Here is an 18484-nt window from a genome sequence, read left to right as displayed (position 1 = left end):
CCTGGGGGGATTACTGTGCGGACACTCTCCGCCACCAGCCTGTGGCGCGACCGACGATTCCGGACCTTCTGGTCCGCGCAGACCGTGTCCGAGTTCGGCGACCGGATCACCGAGCTCGCCCTGCCGCTGATCGCGGTCACCGTGCTCGACGCCTCCCCCAGCCAGGTCGGCTTCCTGACCGCCGCGGTCTGGCTGCCGAACCTGGCCAGCCTCTTCATCGGATCCTGGGTCGACCAGCGCCGGGACAAACGGCCGTTGATGATCGCCGCCGACCTGGCCCGGACGATCCTGCTGCTCACGCTTCCGGCGGCGTACTGGCTGGACCTGCTCACGCTCGGCCAGCTCTACGCGATCGCGATCCTGACCGGTACGGCGCACGTCGTGTTCAACACCGCCTACGCGTCGTTCTTCGTCCGGCTGGTCGACCGGGACCACTTCCTCGAGGCGAACAGCAAGCTGTCCGTGACCCGATCCATCTCGTTCATGGGCGGTCCGGCGGTCGGTGGTGTGCTCGTGCAGTGGCTGAGCGCGCCGGTCGCGATCGTCGTGGACGCGCTGTCCTTCGTGTTCTCGGCGGTCCAGATCAGCCGGCTCGACATCCCACCGGGCGAGGCCGACGAGGCATCGGAGCCGCTGCTCAGCCGAGCCCGGGCCGGCATGCGCTATGTGCTCAAGCACCCGTATCTGCGGGGCAGCCTCGGCTGTGCGACCACGGTCAACTTCTTCAACATGATGGGAATGGCACTGCTGGTGCTGTTCGCGAGCCGCACCCTGGGGCTGTCCGCCGGCACGATCGGTCTTGCCTTCGGCATCGGCGCTTCCGGCGGACTCCTCGGCGCGATCGCCGCCGGGCCGTTGACCCGGGTCTTCGGGGCCGGCCGGGTGATCGCAGCCGGAGCGATCGTATTCCCCGGCGCCATGGCGTTGGTGGTCCTCGCCCAGGGGCCGGTCTGGGTTCGCGCCGCCGCGCTGGCCGCAGGCGAGTTCGTCGCGTCCTTCGCCGTGATGTGTTTCGACGTACCGCTGAACTCGTTGCAGGCCGCGGTCATCCACGACCACATGCGCAGCCGCGTCGCGGGCGCCTTCAGCAGTATCAACTACGGCGTCAGGCCGCTCGGCGCGGTCGTCGGAGGATTCCTCGGCACCTGGATCGGTGTTCGCGAAACCCTTCTCGTCTCCGCGGCCGGCGGCCTGTTGTCCGTGCTCTGGCTGGTCCGTTCACCGATCATCCGCACCCGCGACCTGACCGGTCTGCAACCACCTGAGCTTTAGTCGTGCACGCTGCTGTCGACCAGGTCCTCGATCTCGTCGACCTTGGCGACGGTGCGCCGCAGCGGAACCTCCTTGATGAAGAACACGGCCACCAGGCTGACCAGGGCGCACGCGGCCGCGATCAGGAAGACCCGTCCGGTGGCGTCGCCGTACGACTGACGCACCAGCTCGGCCAGCTGCGGCGGCAGGTGGTTGACGTCCAGCAGGCTCGTGCCGCCGGATCCACCCTCCTGCAGCTTCCGCGCCGCCTCGGCGCCGCCCGGTCCGGCCAGCAGACCCTGGATGATCAGGTCCTTGACCCGCGCCGCGAGTACGGCGCCCAGCACCGCCACGCCGACCGCACCACCGAGGCTGCGGAAGAACGAGACCGTGGCACTCGACGCGCCGATCTCCCGGACGTCGACCGTGTTCTGTACGGCGAGGACCAGGTTCTGCATGGTCATACCCATGCCGAGCCCCATCGCCAGCATGCCGATACCGGTGTACCAGTACGGCGTGGTGTGGTCGATCGTGCCGAGCAGGACCAGGCCGATGACCAACAGGATGGCACCACTGACCAGGTACCGCTTCCACTTGCCGTAGCGGGTGATCATCTGCCCCGAGCCGATCGACCCGAGGAACGAGCCGAGCATCATCGGGATCGTCAGCAGGCCGGCCTCGGTCGGGCTGTAGCCACGGGCGATCTGGAAGTACTGACCGAGGAACAGCGCGCTGCCGAACATCGCGACGCCGACCGCTACGCTCGCCACGATCGCCAGCGCGGTGGTGCGCTGCTTGACGACCTTCAGCGGAACCAGCGGCTCCGGGCTCCGGCTCTCGACCAGTACGGCGAGGAGGCCGAACAGGAGCGTGCCACCGACGAACAGGGCCGACTGCCAGGAGATCCAGGCGAAGTCCGAGCCGGCGAAGCTGACCCAGAGCAGCGGCAGGCTCGCGGCCACGGCGATCAGGATCGCGCCGAGGTAGTCGATCCGGACCTCACGCTTGAAGGTCGGCAGATGCAGGTACTTCTGCAGGATCACCAGGCTGATCACGGCCAGCGGGACGCAGACGTAGAAGCACCAGCGCCAGCCCAGCCAGGAGGTGTCGACGATGACGCCGCCGATGAGCGGGCCGCTCACGGTCGCGACCGCGATCACCGCACCCATGTAGCCGGAGTACCGGCCGCGGTTGCGGGGCGGGATCGCCGCGCCGATGATGGCCTGCGCCAGCGCCATCAGACCGCCCATCGCGAGGCCCTGCAGGACGCGGGCACCGATCAGGAACGGCACGTTGTGGGACAGGCCGGCCAGAGCGGAGCCGACCACGAACAGCGAGATCGCCAGCTGCACCAGCAGCTTCTTGTTGATCAGATCGGCGAGCTTGCCCCAGATCGGGGTGGACACCGTGGTGGCCAGCAGGCTCGCGGTCAGCACCCAGGTGTACTGCGTCTGGGTGCCTTCGAGGTCGGCGATGATGGTCGGCAGAGCGTTGCTGACGATCGTCGAGCTCAGCATCGCCGTGAACAGCGCGGCGAGCAGGCCGATCAGGATCTCGAGGATCTCGCGATGGGTGAGTTCCGGTGCAGCGGGCAGGTGCTGCTGCCGGGTCTCCGTGACAGTCATCAGTCTCCAGTCGATTGGGTGCGCCGCACGACCTGACTGGCCTCGGTGATGGCGTGCGCGATCCGCTGCATGGTGTCCGCAGCGGCCAGCAGCGCGTCGTCGTCGAGGTCCGCCAGGGCGGCACGAAGATGCTGGGTGTAGGACGAGTAGAGGGACTCCAACTGGGCCCTTCCGCGCGGCGCCAGGCAGACCAGCCCGACCCGGGCATCGGCCGGGTCCGGTCGACGGCTCACCAGTCCGTCGGCCTCCAGGGCGGTCAGTTGCCGGCTCACCACCGACGCGTCGACGCCGAGCTTGGCGGCGATCTCGCCACCACGCTGCTCGCCGTCGCGCAGCAGGACCTTGAGCACACTCGCGTCGGAACGGCGCAGACCGCCGTCGGGCATCAGGTGCCGATGTTCGATACAGCGCACGGCCCGCACCAATGAGCTGACACCTTCGAGCAGCTCCTGGGCCGACGCGTCCCGCTCTACCCCCGGGACAAGGGGTTGCTGAGCTAGTTGCATAACCCAACTATATACCGAATTAGTTGGTTTCCACAACCATCTACGCAGCCTGTGGATACCTGCTGACTGCGGGTGAACTCAGCCCAGGTCGGTGTTGAGGCGGGCCAGGAGGCGTCCGAGGTCGGCGAGGTCGGTGGGGTTCCAGCGGGTCAGGATCGCGCGGAACTCGGTCTGGCGCTGGGCGCGCATCGCGTCGAAGCGCTCGGCGCCGGTGGTGGTGAGGCGGAGCAGCCGGGCGCGGCCGTCGTCGGGGTCGCCGACCCGTTCGATCAGGCCCAGGTTCTCGAGCTGGGTGATGCCGCGGCTGACCGTGGACTTGTCCAGGCCGAGGACCTGGGCCACGTCCGACGCACGGACCCCGGCGCCACCGCTCGCCGTACCGAGCTCGATCTGGGAGATCAGCGCGTAGCCGGCCGCGTCCATCTCGGGGTGCACCCGGCGGGCGAGCCGCAGCGAGGCAGACCGGGATCGGCGGAACAGGGCGGACAGTTGCTGCTCGATGTCCGCGACCAGTTGCTCGCCGTGCTCCGATCGTCCGGTGTCCGGCATCTGCACACTCACCGGACCACGATCCCGGCGTCGCGCAACGCCTTCTTGACGTCCGCGATCCGGAAGTCCCCGAAGTGGAACACACTGGCGGCGAGTACGGCGTCCGCCCCGGCCTCGACAGCGGGCGGGAAGTGCTCCGGCGCCCCCGCTCCCCCACTGGCGATCAGCGGTACGTCGACCACCTCGCGGACCGCCCGGATCAGTTCGAGGTCGAAGCCCTGCTTGGTGCCGTCGGCGTCCATCGAGTTCAGCAGGATCTCCCCTGCGCCCAGCTCACACCCGCGCTGAGCCCACTCGATCGCGTCCAGTCCGGCCGACCGGCGGCCGCCGTGGGTGGTCACCTCGAACCCGCTCGGCTGCTCCGCGGAACGCCGTACGTCGAGGGACAGCACCAGCACCTGGTTGCCGAAACGGTGGGCGATCTCCCGGATGACTTCCGGCCGGGCGATCGCGCCGGTGTTGATGCCGACCTTGTCCGCACCGGCCCGCAGCAGCCTGTCCACGTCCGCCGCTTCGCGGACCCCGCCGCCCACGGTGAGCGGGATGAACACCTGCTCGGCGGTCCGCCCGACCACGTCGTACGTCGTCTCGCGCGAGCCCGAGGACGCGGTGATGTCGAGGAAGGTGAGCTCGTCGGCGCCCTCCGCGTCGTACACCTGGGCCATCTCTACCGGGTCCCCGGCGTCCCGCAGGCCGGTGAAGTTCACACCCTTGACCACCCGCCCGGCATCGACGTCCAGACAAGGGATCACGCGCACGGCAAGAGTCACGCGGAAAGGGTACCGACTCGAACCTCGCAAACCTGGTCTTCCTCGAAATCTAGTTGCATTGCAACTAGATGCCCTGCAACTATCGGATCTTCCCTACGAGAGGACCACGATGCGCACCACCCTGCTCGCCGCGCTTGCCTTGACCGCCGCGGCGCTCGTCACGTCGCCGGCGCAAGCCATGCCTCGCGATCCCACCTGGTCGGCTGCCTGGGCGACGGCGATGCAACGTCCCACCCCGGCCACCGGCAACTGGAGCACGACCGGCTTCCATCACCAGACGATCCGGCAGACGATCCGGCTCAGCACGGGCGGCCGGAGCCTGCGGATCCGGCTCTCGAACCAGTACGGCACCAAGCCGCTCCACCTCACCGGCCTGACACTCGGCGAACGGCACCTGACGGCGACCTTCCACGGCTCACCGCGGACCACCATCGCGACCGGCCGGACGATCACCTCGGACCCGCTGAACCTCGCGACCACCGCCGGTGAACAACTCACGTTCTCGCTGTACGTCGACGGCGCCACCGGGCCGGCCACCTTCCACGAGGACGCCCTCACCACGACGTACGCGGCCGACGACAACCATCTGTACGACGACGCGGCCGGTGGCGAGACCAGTCACTCGGTCTACTACCTCACCGGCGTCGACGTGACCGGCGCGACCGGCACTGTCGTCACGTTCGGCGACTCGATCACCAACGGACACAACTCGACCGTCGGTGCCGATCACCGCTACTCCGACGCATTGGCACAGCGGCTCCGGACACGTCGGCTCGGCGTGGCCAACGTCGGTATCACCGGCAACCTGCTGCTCAGCGAGTTGCCCTGCTTCGGCGCGCAGGGCGTGTCCAGGTTCGATCGCGACGCCCTGGGGCAGCCGGGGGTTCGCACCGTGATCGTGGAGGAAGGCGAGAACGACATCTGGGACAGCGAGCACAACTTCGGCTGCGGCGTCACTCCGAGGGTCACCGCGGAGCAACTCATCGGCGGTTACCGCCGCATGATCGCCGCCGCGCACGCGCACGGTGTGCGGATCGTCGGCGGCACGATCACGCCGTTCAAGGCCGATTACATGGAACCGGCCGAGTTCGCCCGGGCGGAGGCCATCCGCGACCAGGTCAACCACTGGATCCGCACCTCGGGCCAGTACGACGCGGTCGCCGACTTCGCCCTGGCCGTCGGTGATCCGGCGGACGAGCAGCGGCTCGACCCCGCGTACGACTCCGGCGATCACCTGCACCCGAACGACGCCGGCTACGCGGCGCTGGCCGCTGTCGCCGCCGGCACCATCTGACCGTTGCGTCCGAAGATCTGAGGCTGATAGCCCACAGATCTTCGGACGTAACGAGGTTCTACTTCCAGGCGCGGTGGTTGGTGCGGGCCGGCTTGATCGGGGCGGTGGATTCCCAGACGCGGCGCCAGCGGGCGGCGTCGGGACCGGACTGGGACGGGGACTGCCCGGCCGCGACGCGACGGCGGGACTCGTACCAGGTGGTGGACTCCTCGTCGAGGAGGGCCGAGACCGCGGCGGAGATCTTCGGCGCGAACTCGCGCGCGCTCTCCCCCTCGGCCGGGTGCAGCGGATCGCCGTACCGGACCGCGACCGCCGGGCGGCCGGGGATCGGCCAGCCGCGGCCACGTGGCATCGCGGCGAACGAACCCTTGATGCCGACCGGGATCACCGGCACACGGTGCTCGACGGCGAGGTACGCCGCACCCATCCGGAACCGCTCCATCCAGCCGTCGGGCGAGCGCGTCCCCTCCGGGAAGACGACGACGTTCCAGCCGTCCGCGAGCAGGTCGCCCGGGGTCGAGCTGAGCTTGCCGCCCCGACGCTCGATCGGGAACGTGTTGAACACGATCGCCGAGGCGGTCGCCCGCCACCAGGTGTCGAAGAAGTAGTCCGCTGCCGCGGCCACCGCGGTCTTGCGACGCATACCGTCCGGCAGCGTGCACAGCAGCAACGGAGTGTCCAGGTGCGACGAGTGGTTCGCCACGATCAGCGCGGGGCCGTTGAGCTTCAGCAGCGAGTCGAGCCCGCTCACCTGCGGGTTCACCTCGAAGCGCAGCACCGAGTTGAGTGCGCCCTTCTGCAGCACCTCGCGGACCGCGATCGCCGCCGGCGTCCGGGCCCACTTCGTCGGGAAGACCGAGGTCTCCTTCGGGATCACGTACGGCTCGGCCGACCGCGGCACCTGCGGCCGCCGGCCCCACCGCCAGCCGCGCGCGACCTGCTTCACGTCACGCGCGGTGTCCCGGCTGAACTTCACCAGGCCGGTACCCATCAGCGCACGTCCGCGAGCAGGTGCGGCGGGTTGTGCAGGTAGGTGATCGACGGCGACCGGCCGACCGAGTGGCTGACCATCTCGAGCGCGTCCTGGAGCGTCGATGCGGACCGGAAGCCCATCCGCTCGACCGTCTTGCGGTTCGCGCCGACCCAGACGATGTCGCCGCAGTGGTCGAGCGCGTGCGAGATCCAGTACCACATGTAGAACGGGTGCACGCCGTGGTACGCGTACGACGTCCGGTACAGGTGGATGTACCACGGGTCCTCGGCGTACTGCTTCTCGAACTTCGCCTCGATCGTCGCCGGGTCGGTGCTCTCCGAGAGCACCTCCTCGAAGAAGTCGACGTACGACGGGTGGTGCAGCTGGCTGAACTCGTACGGCACCGGGTGGTAGAGGATGACCGCGCCGTCCTTGCGGACCACGGGATTGCCCCGGTACGAGTTGAAGTAGTAGCCCAGGCCCATGCAGGCGGCCAGGATCGGGTTCATCACCGAGTTCACGTTGTACGGGCCGACGAACGGCACGCCCATGATCGCGACGTCGGACTGACCCTGCACCTCGACCAGGTGCTGGCGGTGCACGTTCGCGATGGTCTTCTCGTGCACCGGCTCGATCGCGCCGGCGTGGATCCCGGTCAGCCCGTAGTTCGACCGGACGTCGGTGAAGATCCGGTGCCGCAGCTTGTTCGGCGCCGCCGCGAGCGCGCGCTTGGTGCCGAGCATCGAGGCCTGGTCCTTGATCGACCACTCCCACTCGCGCTTCTGCAGGAACTCCAGCGGACCACCGAAGATGTCGTTGTTCAGCGTCGTCTCGATCTGGAACACCTTGACGTGCTGGGTCAGCACCTCACCCATCCGCCAGGCGGAGTGGTGCATCTTCGAGGCCTTGTGGTCCATGAACGAACGGGAGTGGATCATCGTGTGGCTGTTGTGGTGGTGCTTCAGCGACTTGTACGACGCCAGCCCGATCGACGTCGACTTGTGGCCGCCGTCCATCGCCACCAGGTTCACGTTCACGTAGACCAGCAGGTCGGACTCGGCCGCCCGCTTGGAGATCTCGACGTCCTCGCCGTGCTTGGTCTGGCCCAGGTGGGTCAGGTTCGCGGTGTCCTCGGCGTCGAAGTTGTAGAGCTTGCCGTCGGGGAAGAACGACCGGAAGACCCGCTCGCCGACGATGTCGCGCAACTCGTTCGGGGTCAGCCGGCGGTGCAGCGCGTTCGCCGAGATCAGCTCGACGTCGTCGACGCCCGCGTCGGCGGCCAGCGTCAGGACGGCCTCGATGACGCGCTGGCGGATGTCCGGCTTCTTCATCGGCGGCAGCGGCAGCGAGATGTCGTCGAAGGCGATGGTCAGCCGCATCCCCGCGTGCAGCAACTCCGGCAGCGGCTCGGAGTCGATCGGGTTCAGCAGCGCGTTCTGGATCGCCTCCTCGACGTCCCGGACCGGCGGCAGCGCCTCCGGCGGGTACACCACCCGGGTGCCGAGCGGGAACCGCTCCAGCAGGAAGCCCTCACCGTTGTGCACGAGCAGCGGCGGCGTCCGGTCGTCAACCTCAAGCACAAACCCTGGCCGAGACATGTCAGAACCTCTCTCGTCGTACGTTCGGCGCCCTCATGAGGCCCTCACATCGAATGCGACCTTGACCGTGCCGAGTCGGCCGGCCGAATGCGCGTGGTCGATCGCCTCGCGCCAGCGGTACAGCGGGTAGCGGGCCCCGACGATCCCGTCCAGCGGGGCCCGGCCGGCCAGGTCGAGCGCGGTCTCGAACGCCGGGCGGCCGTTCGGTTCCTCCCGCGCGGACGCGTAAGTGCCGGTCACCTCGAGCTCACGGAACCACACCGGCGACAGGTCGGCGCCGCTGGCCGGCATCCCGGACAGGACCACCCGGCCGCCGGCCTTGGTGACCCGCAGCACGGTGTCGATCGAGTCCTTGCTGCCGACCGCGTCGACCGCGACGTCCACACCACCGAGCAGGAACTCGCCCGCCCCGAAGTCCGGCTTCAGCCGGAACGCGCCGGTCGACCGCCGGACGCCGCGGAACACCTCGTCGGGCGCGACCACGTCGCTGGCACCGAACGCCCGCGCCAGCTCACGCTGCCTCGCGTGCTTGGCGACCACCGTGATCCGGCCGGCCTGGGTCAGCTCCCGCAACGCGAGCGTGGCGAACAGCCCGACCGCACCGGCACCACTGACGAGCACCGACTGCCCCGGCTCGACCTTGGCCCGCAGCGCGGCATGCACCGCACCGGCCAACGGCTCGACCAGCACGGCCCGCTCGTCGGACATCCCGTCCGGTACGGCGTACAGCTGGCTGCGGTGCGCGATCATCACGTTGCCCCAGCCACCACCGGTGTCGTGGCAGAACCCGGTCTGCAGGCCCGGCGCCACGTGGCCGACGGTGATCCGGTCGCACCGGTTGGTGTTGCCGGACGCGCAGCCCGCACAGGGCTCGACACCACGGGCGGCGCAGGTCAGGACGGAGTCCATCACGACGCGGGTGCCCTTCGGCAGGTCCTCGCAGTCGTCGAGCAGCTCGCCGACGATCTCGTGGCCGGGCACGAACGGCATCGACACCACCGCGGAGAAGTACAGCTTGGTCGACCCGGTCACCATGCCGAGGTCGGAGCCACAGATGCCGGACAGGATCGGGCGGATCCGCGCCCAGCCCTCCCGCTCGGCCTTCGGCTCGTTGATCGTGACAAGACGCAGCGGCGCGGCCGGACCGGTCAGGATGCCGGGGATGCGGCCGCCGACCGCCTTGGCCGCCAGGAACTTGGCCGGCGACCGGTACATCTCGAGCGCGAGCATCATCGGGCGTTCACCCCAGGGAGCTCCAGTCGGGACGAGGTGGATGGGGTCTTCCAGTCGACGATCTGCCAGCGCGCGGCCCGGGCGGCCCGGAACAGCGACACGTCCGGCGAGACCGCGACCGGATTGCCGACGGTCGTCAGCATCGGCAGGTCCGAATGGCTGTCGGCGTAGGCGTAGGACTTGGACAGGTCGATGTTCGTACCGCGGGCGCGGTGCTTGATCCACGCGGCCCGGGACTCACCGACCAGCGGCGGCCCGGACAGGAAGCCGGTGCAGCGGCCGCGGTCGTCAACCGCCAGCTCGGCGGCGACGATCTCGTCGAACAGCGGCTCGAGCGGCCGGGTCAGCGGCCGGATCGCGCCGGTGATCAGGATCGTCTTGTGCCCGGCCGCGCGATGCTCGCGGATCCGTCGTACGGCAGCGCCGCTCAGCCGTTCCAGCACATGCTCGGCGAGGATCTCGTCGACGATCCGGTTCAGCTCCTCCAGATCGGCGCCCTCGTAGCGGCGGTAGATCGTGCGGAGGAACGTGCCCCGGTCCTTGCGCTCGGCCGAGATGAGCTTCGGCAGCCGGCGCAGCATCGAGCCGATCTCGCCGACCCGCTGGTGACTGTCGAGCTCGGGCAGCCGCATCCACAGGTAGGTCTCGATCACGTTCGACGACAGCAGCGTGCCGTCCATGTCGAACGCGGCGATCACCTCCGCGTCTGTGTTGCTACCAGCCGGCTCGTCGATTTTCTTGAGCACCCCGGCGGACTCGGCCAGCGCCTTGTTCCGCTTCTTGCGTACGACGTCCAGCCGGCGGAGCGAGTCGGTGACACTCGGGCAGTGCACCTCTTGCAGGTAGTGCTGCCAGTCGACGATCGAGGTGTCGCACCAGAACTTCTCCTGGTCGTCGCCTTCGAGCGCGTTGTGCAGGGCGAGCACGTTGTCGTCGATGAACTGGAGCTCCGCCTGGGCGTACTCGGAGTACAGATCCATGTAGCGGCGGAGGAAGTCGAGCCGGCGCTTCTGCACATCGAGCTCGCGGGCGTACTTCCGGGTCCGCTCGCCGCGCGGGACGCGGGTGATCACGGCGTCGGCCAGCTTGTGCGCGCGTTCGCCGTACCGGAGCATCGACTCGACCGAGTCGCCGCCGGGGAACTTCCACACCGGCAGCCGGACCGCGCCGCGCTCACCCAGGTCGAACGGGTGCTTGGAGAAGTACGCGCGGACTCCGGCGTACAGCTGTTCGAAGGTCAGCGGGTTCCGCGCCCCGGAGCTGACGTGGTAGTACTCCGGCTTCGACAGCTCCGGCTCGGTCGCCATCACGGCGCAGATCGCGCCGACGACGTGGTCGACCGGGATGATCTCGACCACGGAGTCCGGGCTGGCCGGGAACTCGGGCAGCTCGCCGCGGCCGTAGGCCAGGATCAGCGGCTCGGCCATCTTGAAGCCCTCGATCCAGCCCGGGTGCGGGCTCTGCACCGCGGACTCGATGATGGCCGGCCGGACGATCGAGGTCGGCAGCTTCGACGAGAACTCCTCGACCACGCGCTCGCCGAGCGCCTTGGTGAACGTGTAGCAGTCGGTCCAGCCGAGGCTGCGGGCCCGCTCCGTGCCGGTCTCGACCAGCTTCTTCGCGACCCACTCGGTACGGCGGCGCTCGGTGTCGGCCGCGGCCGTCAGGTGACCGGCGCGACGGTGCAGCTTCTCGGCGTCCTTGCGGAACTTGCCCAGCATCGGCGCGGACCGGGACTGCTCCTCGATCCGGGACTTCATCGCCATCCCGGCCTCGGCCTCGGCCCGCCAGTCGACGGTGTGCTCGACCGACGCCTCGGGAATCGCGCCCCGGCGCCGTCCGGCGGTGTACGCGGTGGAGATGTGCACGTAATGAATACGACGGCCGGTCCCTGCGCGGCTTTCATCGATGCGCTCGAGCAGGCTCTTGGTGCCGAGCACGTTGGTCGTGAACGCCTCGTGGATCGGCGGGTCGAAGCTGACGTCGCCGGCACAGTGCACGACGATGTCGAGATCCGTCGGCAGCTCCGGTACGTCGGACAGGTCGCCGTCGATCACCCGGATCCGGGCCGCGGACAGCGCCTCGGCGTCGGCGTGCTCGGTGCCCTCGCCGTAGAACGGCTTGAAGATGTCCTTCTTCAGCAGCTGCGCCATCCGGTCGGTGCCGGTGAGCGAGCCCTTCGGGCGGATGATCGCGACCACGGTGGTGCCCGGCAGGTCGCCGATGATCCGATGCAGCAAGGCCTCACCGACGAACCCGGTGACGCCGGTGACCAGGACCTTCTTGTCCTTGAGCTTGTCGGCCAGACTCACTTCTCGCCTCCACGCGTGAGCTCGAGTGCCTCGGTCAGGGTGAACGCACCGGCGTACAGAGCCTTGCCCACGATGACGCCTTCGACGCCGTCCGGGACCAGTGTGCTCAGCGCCTTCAGGTCGTCCAGGCTGGAGACGCCGCCGGAGGCGACGATGGGCTTCGCGGTGCGCGCGCACAGATCGCGGTACAGGTCCAGGTTCGGGCCCTGGAGCATGCCGTCCTTGGTGACGTCGGTGACCACGTACCGCTCGCAGCCGGCCGCTTCCAGCCGCTCGAGCACCTCGTACAGGTCGCCGCCTTCCTTGGTCCAGCCGCGGGCCGCCAAGGTCCGGCCGCGGACGTCGAGCCCGATCGCGACCCGGTCGCCGTACTGCTGGATGATCCGGTCACACCACTGCGGGTCCTCGAGCGCGGCGGTGCCGATGTTGACCCGGCGCGCTCCGGTCGCGAGCGCTGCCTCGAGCGAGTCGTCGTCGCGGATGCCACCGGAGAGCTCGACCTGGACGTCCAGCTTGCCGGTCACCTCGGCTAGCAGTTCACGGTTGCTGCCCCGGCGGAACGCCGCGTCCAGGTCGACCAGGTGGATCCACTCCGCACCCGCGTCCTGCCACGCCATCGCAGCGGCCAGCGGATCGCCGTACGACGTCTCGCTTCCGGCCTCGCCCTGCACCAACCGGACCGCCTGACCGTCCGCCACATCCACGGCAGGCAGCAGCACCAGGTTCTCAGACATGGCCCACACCCTAGAGGGCGTTCCTCCGGGATCCGTAACCCGGAGGCCCGCTGAGTCGTTGAGATCCAATCTGTCTCAGCAATACCAGTCTACTCGCTGGTCTCATCGATCTAGGGTGGCTGCGTGGTCACCCTGGAGGAACTCGAGACAGATCCGCACCCGGCCCTCGCCGCGCTCCGGCCGGTGGGGTGGGTGGAGGCGCTCGGCGGGTGGGTGGTGTCGTCGCGCGGGCTGGCTCTCCAGGTTCTGCGTGATCCGGAGACCTTCACCGTTGACGACCCGCGGTTCTCGACCGCGCAGGTGGTCGGACCCTCGATGCTGTCGTTGGACGGCGCCGCGCATGCCGCGCACCGCGAGCCTTTCGATCCGCCGTTCGGTCTTGCCGAGACCCGCCACCGCTTCACCACCTTCGTGCAACAGACCGTGGACGAGCTGCTCGCGGCCGTCCAGCCCGCCGGCGCCGACCTTCGGACAGCTCTTGCCGGGCCGTTGTCCGTTGCGGTGGTCGCGTACTCGCTCGGGTTGCCGCCGGCCTCTGCCTCGACGGTGCTGGGCTGGTACACCGCGATCTCCGACTCGGTGTCCGGTGTCTCGGCCGGACGGCAGATCACCGCCGAGGGCGCCGCCGCCTTCGCGGAGTTGCACAAACACGTTGCCTCAGGCATCGACTCGTCCGACTCACTGGTCGCGGCGGCGGCGCAGGCCGGACTCGGTGTGGACGAGGTGGTGGCGAACGCCGCCGTGCTGATGTTCGGCGGGATCGAGACCACCGAGGGCATGATCACCAACGCGCTGTGGCATCTGCTGACGCACCAGGATCAGCTGGATCTTGTGCTCGCCGACCGCTCGTTGCTGCCCAACGCGATGGAGGAGTCGCTCCGCCTCGAACCGGCCGCGGCCGTGGTCGACCGCTACGCCACCCGCGATGTCGACCTGGCCGGTGAGTCCATCCGACAGGGCGACTTCGTCACCGTGTCGCTCGCCGGCGCCGGCCGGGATCCCGCGGTCTTCGAGTCGCCCGACGAGTTCGACGTACGGCGGTCCAACGCGCGACGCCATCTCGCCTTCGCCAGCGGACCGCACATCTGCCTCGGGATGCACCTGACCCGTCTGGAGACGCTGACCGCGGTTGACGCCGTACTGCGGCTGCCCGGCCTGCGACTCGCAGCTGGGTCACCACCACCGCGGGGTCTCGTCTTCCGCAAGCCGTCCGCTCTCAACGTGCTGTGGGACGGCTGACCCGCTGCATCGCGGTCGCCCAGAGGCGGACCGGAAGCAGGCGGGCGATCTTCATCAGCACGGCCATCGGCAGCGGGAAGACGATCTCGGCCCGGCCCCGTTCGAGTCCGTCGCAGATCGCCCGGGCGGCCTGATCCGCTTCGATGATGAACGGCATCGGGAACGAGTTCCCGGCGGTCAGTTCGGTCTTGACGAACCCGGGACAGACCGTGACGACATCGACTCCCCGCCCGGCGACCGCGATCCGCAACGCTTCCAGCAGGTTGATCTGCGCGGCCTTGGTGGCGCCGTACGCCTCGGCCCCGGCCAGGCCGCGATATCCCGCCACGGACGACACCCCGACGAACCCGCCACGGCCACGCTCGAGCATAGGTGGCAGCACCGCGCCGAGAACGTTGTTGAGGCCGAGCAGGTTGACCTCGATGTGCCGGGCAAAGAGGTCCCGGTCCCAGGCTGCGGCGTCCAGTTGCTCCCAGACGCCGGCGCTGAACACGACCAGGTCCGGCGCACCGATGAGGCCGGCGACCTCCTTGGCGGCCGCATCGACAGCTATCCGGTCGGTCACATCGAGCGGTACGGCGAACATCTGATCGTCGGCGACATCCTTGAGCTGATCGGCCCGCCGAGCCGAGATCGCCACCCGCGCGCCCCGGACGACCAGCTCGGCAGCCAAGGCGGCACCAATTCCGCTGGAGGCGCCGATCACCCAGACCGCCCGGCCTGCGAGGGCGCTCATCGCGATCCTCGGGTCAGCCGCAGCTGACCGACATCGAGATAGCTCGACGCGAAGCCGGCCTCGCAGTAGGCCAGATAGAACTCCCACGTCCGACGGAAGCTCTCGTCGAACCCGAACCGCCGGAGCTGTGGCCACTGCTCCTCGAAGCGTCGCCGCCAGCGCCGTAGCGTCTCCGCGTAATGCGGACCGAACCGATCATCGGCGACGATCCGGAGCCCGGTGTTCGCGGCCAGGCTCTCCTCGATCGCCCGCCGAGACGGAATCAGACCGCCCGGGAAGATGTACTTCTGGATCCAGCTGAACGAGTTGCGCGTCGCCAGCATCCGGTCGTGGTCCATCAGGATCGCCTGCAACGCGATCGTGCCACCAGGAGCCAGCAGGCGGTCGAGTGCGGCGAAGTACGTCGGCCAGTACTCCTCGCCCACGGCCTCGATCATCTCCACGCTGACGATCGCGTCGAACTCACCCCGCACCGACCGGTAGTCCTGCAGCCGCAGCTCAATTCGATCGCCGAGACCGGCGTCGGCCACCCACTTCGTCGCGAGGTCGAGCTGCTCGCTGGACAAGGTCACGCCGGTGACCAGTGCACCCCGGCCTGCGGCCGCGATCGCGAGTGCGCCCCAACCGGTGCCGATCTCGAGCAGCCGGGTGCCCTCGGTCACTCCGGCCAGATCGAGGATCCGGTCGATCTTGCGACGCTGGGCCGACTCCAGACTCTGAGCGCCGTACGGCGGCTGTCCGTCGAACACCGCACAGCTGTAGCTCATCGTCGGGTCGAGGAATCGGGCGAAGAGCTCGTTGCTCAGGTCGTAGTGCGCACTGACGTTGGCGCGTGCCCCGGAGAGCGAGTTGCGCAACCGGCGAGGAACGCGCTGGTCCACGAGACCGCGCAGCCGGGTCAGCGGGCGGGGCAGCAACGCGGTGAGCCGGGCGGCGAACGGCGTCAGCAACTCACCGAGATCGGTGCCCTCGGCAACGGTCCAGTCGCCGGCCGTGTAGGCCTCGCCCAGACCGATCTTCGGGTTGCGCCCGAGCCGGTCGAAGAACGCGACGGGCCGGACGATCCGCAGGGCCGGATCGTCCGGGCCGCCGCCACCCCGGACGGTGCCGTCCGGGTAGAGCGCCCGTACCGGCACGCCCGCCAGGACCCGGTCCACCAGGGCTCGGGTGAGCCAGGCCCGGGGACGTAGCGGGCCTGGCCGATTGTGGATGCGCGGCGAGGTGATGATCGAGGTCATCGGACTCCTTCCGGTGGTTGGTGAACTGGTCGGGACAGCACCGGCAGGCCGCGGAGCCACAGCCAGATCCCATGCGCGCGGATCAGGATCGAGGCGCGCTGCGGCATCGCCGGCAGGACGAGTGCGGTCTTGGCCACGGCCATGGCCGTCGCCGGGCGGATCCGGCCGCCGAAGCCGGCCGCGAAGACCGGTCGGTCGCCACGGTTCAACGTGATCGAGATCGACAGGAGCTCCGGCGACACCGCGAACCGGAAGGCATAACGGCCGGAGACGTCATTGAACGGCGACACGAAGAACTCCTTGCCGACTTCCGCCGTACCGTCGGCCTCGGGGCGGAGCAGGTACGCGTGCCGCTCGCCGTACGTGTTGTGCACCTCCGCCACCACGCATCGGAGCGCGCCGTCGGCGGCGAAACACCAGAACACGGTGAGCGGGTCGAAGACATAGCCGAGAACCCTGGCGTTCGCGAGCATGACGACGCGGTCGCCGGATCCGAGTACGACGCCTTGGTGGGCCAGGTAGCGCTCGACAGCGGGCTTGATTCCGGCGGATCCGCTGCCCAGGTGGTCACGTGCGTCGAACGTGGCGAGCGGCCGCAGCCAGGGTGGAAGCTGGGGCAACTCGTCAAGGTCGACGAGCCACAGGTACGCACGATGCCGGAACTCGTGCCGGACCGGGATTCGGCGCCGGTGCCAGACATGTCCGACGACGAGCGCCGGGAGCGTCGGCAGATCGCTCAGTGTCGTCACCACTCGACTCCGAACGCGGCGGCGGCCGCGACGCCCGAGCGGCAGCCGTCCTCGTGGAAGCCCCACCCGTGGTACGCGCCCGCAAACGTGGTGCGATCGGTGTTCAGGGTTGGGAGCCGTGACTGGGCGGCGACCGCGGCCGCGTCGTAGACCGGATGGCGGTAATCCATCACCGCGAGCACCGCGGCCGGATCGATCCGCTCCCGGGCGTTCAGCGTGACCAGGAACTGGGTTTCGGTGTCCAGACCTTGCAGCCGGTTCATCCAGTAGGTCACCACCGGGGGCCGATCGTCGGAGGTGGTGCGGAAGTTCCACGCCGCCCGGGCCTTCGGCGTCCGTGGCAGCAGCGACGCGTCGGTGTGCAGCACTGTTTCGTTGCGCGAGTACTCGAAGGCGGAGAGGACCTCCTTCTCGGCCGGATCCGCATCGGTCAGCAACTCGAGCGCGGTGTCGGCGTGGGTCGCGACGACCACCCGGTCGAAGCACGCCGTCTCGCCGGCGGCGTCCGTCACCCGTACGCCGTCGACGCCACGAACGATGCCCCGAACCGGCCTGCCCGCACGGACCGACTCGAGCCGGTCCGCGATTGCGTCTACATAGGTCCGCGAACCACCCACGACCGTGGACCATTGCGGCGAGTCCCGGAAGGACAACATGCCGTGCCGCTCGAGGAAGCGGAACAAGTAGCGGGCCGGATACTGCAGCGACGACTGTGCACCGGTCGACCAGACACACGACACCAGCGGTACGGCGTACAGCCGCCGGAACCGGGGTGAGAAGCCCTCCGAGTCCAGGAAGTCGCCAAGGCTGGTCAGGTCCACATCACTGGTCGAGGCCAGGAACGCAGCCGCCCGCCGATGGAACCGGCCGACCTGGCCGAGGACACCGAGGAACCGGGGATCGGCGACCCGGCGACGCTGGGCGAAGACCCCGCCGGCTCCGAGACCTCCGGCGTACTCGAGGCCAGTGGCCGGATCGCTGATGCTCATGCTCATCTCGGTCGGCCGGGTCGCGATGCCGAGCTCTCCGAACAGCTTGCGGAGCTTGGGGTAGGTGCGGTCGTTGTGCACGATGAAGCCCGTATCGACCGCCAGTGGAGCGCCGGCGGCGTCGCGGACGACCTGGGTGTTCGCATGGCCGCCGAGCCGGGGCTCGGCCTCGAACAAGGTGACCGAGTGCGAGCGCGACAGCAGGTACGCCGCAGTCAGGCCGGAGACACCGGCTCCGACGACCGCGACCGTCGGCTGGGTGGTGCGGGTCATCGGCGGTCCCGCGCAGCCGCGAGCGAGGACGCGCACAGCAGTCCCCAGCCAGCAGCGATGCCGGCCACCTTGGCCCGCGATCGTGGTGGTCCGGCCAGGCCGAAGCCGGCCACATCGGTGAGGTCGCACGCGACCCGGGCGACAATCGCCGCCTGCAGCGGGCGACCCGCCGGGGCCAGCAGCATCGTCGCGCCCGACAACACATCCCGGACCCCGATCACCGTGCCGAGCACCCGCCCGGACCGGCCGATCGGCAGGCCGTCCGCCAGATCCGCGGCCCGGATCAGCGAGTCCGGGCGGGCTGCTGTGTAGGCGCCGTACCCGAGGGTGAGCAGTCCTAGGAAACGGGGCAGGAGCTGAGCTCTCATCGGGTGGCCTTCCATGCTGTCTAGGTTCTGTCTAGGAATACTAGAGC

At 69.2% G+C, this 18484-nt stretch carries 17 protein-coding genes; 3 read left to right on the top strand and 14 right to left on the bottom strand.

Going from position 1 to position 18484, the window contains the following annotated elements; genetic code table 11:
* Positions 1 to 15: 15 nt before the first annotated feature.
* Positions 16 to 1272: an MFS transporter gene (locus tag OG555_RS30530; RefSeq protein ID WP_329476006.1), complete on the top strand. Its 1257-nt coding sequence runs from the start codon at positions 16 to 18 to the stop codon at positions 1270 to 1272.
* Here OG555_RS30530 and OG555_RS30525 read toward each other — a convergent pair.
* The 4 genes from OG555_RS30525 to hisF form a co-directional block, all read right to left on the bottom strand.
* Complete coding sequence (locus OG555_RS30525) at positions 1269 to 2876, bottom strand: MDR family MFS transporter (RefSeq protein WP_329476005.1); 1608 nt, start codon at positions 2874 to 2876, stop codon at positions 1269 to 1271. The genes OG555_RS30530 and OG555_RS30525 overlap by 4 nt on opposite strands.
* The gene (locus OG555_RS30520; protein ID WP_329476004.1) at positions 2876 to 3382 is read right to left on the bottom strand and encodes a MarR family winged helix-turn-helix transcriptional regulator; all 507 of its coding nucleotides are present in this window, start codon (positions 3380 to 3382) and stop codon (positions 2876 to 2878) included. The genes OG555_RS30525 and OG555_RS30520 overlap by 1 nt, the downstream gene beginning before the upstream one ends.
* 78 nt (positions 3383 to 3460) lie before the next feature.
* Positions 3461 to 3943 carry a MarR family winged helix-turn-helix transcriptional regulator gene (locus tag OG555_RS30515; RefSeq protein WP_329476003.1) on the bottom strand — a complete coding sequence of 161 codons (483 nt, stop codon included), beginning with the start codon at positions 3941 to 3943 and terminating at the stop codon, positions 3461 to 3463.
* The gene (hisF, locus tag OG555_RS30510; protein ID WP_329476002.1) at positions 3940 to 4701 is read right to left on the bottom strand and encodes an imidazole glycerol phosphate synthase subunit HisF; all 762 of its coding nucleotides are present in this window, start codon (positions 4699 to 4701) and stop codon (positions 3940 to 3942) included. Before hisF ends, OG555_RS30515 begins: the two co-directional genes overlap by 4 nt.
* Before the next feature lie 109 nt (positions 4702 to 4810).
* On the opposite strand from hisF, the gene OG555_RS30505 reads away from it, so the two are divergent.
* Complete coding sequence (locus OG555_RS30505; protein WP_329476001.1) at positions 4811 to 5995, top strand: SGNH/GDSL hydrolase family protein; 1185 nt, start codon at positions 4811 to 4813, stop codon at positions 5993 to 5995.
* A gap of 58 nt (positions 5996 to 6053) precedes the next feature.
* Here OG555_RS30505 and OG555_RS30500 read toward each other — a convergent pair whose 3' ends face one another.
* Genes OG555_RS30500 through priA form a run of 5 tightly spaced genes read right to left on the bottom strand, consistent with a single transcriptional unit; the run spans position 6054 to position 12845 of the window.
* Positions 6054 to 6986, bottom strand: a complete 933-nt coding sequence (locus OG555_RS30500; protein WP_329476000.1) for a lysophospholipid acyltransferase family protein — start codon at positions 6984 to 6986, stop codon at positions 6054 to 6056.
* Positions 6986 to 8566, bottom strand: coding sequence for a lactate racemase domain-containing protein (locus OG555_RS30495; protein ID WP_329475999.1), 1581 nt, complete (start codon positions 8564 to 8566; stop codon positions 6986 to 6988). The genes OG555_RS30500 and OG555_RS30495 overlap by 1 nt, the downstream gene beginning before the upstream one ends.
* A gap of 33 nt (positions 8567 to 8599) precedes the next feature.
* The gene (locus tag OG555_RS30490) at positions 8600 to 9796 is read right to left on the bottom strand and encodes a zinc-dependent alcohol dehydrogenase (protein ID WP_442914543.1); all 1197 of its coding nucleotides are present in this window, start codon (positions 9794 to 9796) and stop codon (positions 8600 to 8602) included.
* A complete protein-coding gene (locus OG555_RS30485; protein WP_329475997.1) occupies positions 9796 to 12111 on the bottom strand; it encodes an HAD-IB family hydrolase in 2316 nt (771 codons plus the stop codon). Before OG555_RS30485 ends, OG555_RS30490 begins: the two co-directional genes overlap by 1 nt.
* A complete protein-coding gene (priA, locus tag OG555_RS30480; protein WP_329475996.1) occupies positions 12108 to 12845 on the bottom strand; it encodes a bifunctional 1-(5-phosphoribosyl)-5-((5-phosphoribosylamino)methylideneamino)imidazole-4-carboxamide isomerase/phosphoribosylanthranilate isomerase PriA in 738 nt (245 codons plus the stop codon). Before priA ends, OG555_RS30485 begins: the two co-directional genes overlap by 4 nt.
* Before the next feature lie 123 nt (positions 12846 to 12968).
* On the opposite strand from priA, the gene OG555_RS30475 reads away from it, so the two are divergent.
* Positions 12969 to 14084 carry a cytochrome P450 gene (locus OG555_RS30475; RefSeq protein WP_329475995.1) on the top strand — a complete coding sequence of 372 codons (1116 nt, stop codon included), beginning with the start codon at positions 12969 to 12971 and terminating at the stop codon, positions 14082 to 14084.
* On the opposite strand, the gene OG555_RS30470 is transcribed toward OG555_RS30475, so the two are convergent.
* Genes OG555_RS30470 through OG555_RS30450 form a run of 5 tightly spaced genes read right to left on the bottom strand, consistent with a single transcriptional unit; the run spans position 14062 to position 18437 of the window.
* Positions 14062 to 14820: an SDR family NAD(P)-dependent oxidoreductase gene (locus OG555_RS30470; RefSeq protein ID WP_329475994.1), complete on the bottom strand. Its 759-nt coding sequence runs from the start codon at positions 14818 to 14820 to the stop codon at positions 14062 to 14064. The genes OG555_RS30475 and OG555_RS30470 overlap by 23 nt on opposite strands.
* On the bottom strand, positions 14817 to 16058 hold the full coding sequence (locus OG555_RS30465; RefSeq protein WP_329475993.1) for a cyclopropane-fatty-acyl-phospholipid synthase family protein: 1242 nt from the start codon (positions 16056 to 16058) through the stop codon (positions 14817 to 14819). The genes OG555_RS30470 and OG555_RS30465 overlap by 4 nt, the downstream gene beginning before the upstream one ends.
* Positions 16055 to 16807 (bottom strand): DUF1365 domain-containing protein, encoded by a 753-nt coding sequence (locus OG555_RS30460; protein WP_329475992.1) that lies wholly within the window; start codon positions 16805 to 16807, stop codon positions 16055 to 16057. Before OG555_RS30460 ends, OG555_RS30465 begins: the two co-directional genes overlap by 4 nt.
* A complete protein-coding gene (locus OG555_RS30455; protein WP_329475991.1) occupies positions 16804 to 18069 on the bottom strand; it encodes an NAD(P)/FAD-dependent oxidoreductase in 1266 nt (421 codons plus the stop codon). The genes OG555_RS30460 and OG555_RS30455 overlap by 4 nt, the downstream gene beginning before the upstream one ends.
* Positions 18066 to 18437: a hypothetical protein gene (locus tag OG555_RS30450; protein WP_329475990.1), complete on the bottom strand. Its 372-nt coding sequence runs from the start codon at positions 18435 to 18437 to the stop codon at positions 18066 to 18068. Before OG555_RS30450 ends, OG555_RS30455 begins: the two co-directional genes overlap by 4 nt.
* Positions 18438 to 18484: the final 47 nt, after the last annotated feature.

The sequence above is a fragment of the Kribbella sp. NBC_01484 genome, from assembly GCF_036227145.1.
Lineage (GTDB): Bacteria > Actinomycetota > Actinomycetes > Propionibacteriales > Kribbellaceae > Kribbella.
The sequence above is the reverse complement of the archived record's forward strand: the minus strand, read 5'-3'. Positions and strand labels throughout refer to the sequence as shown.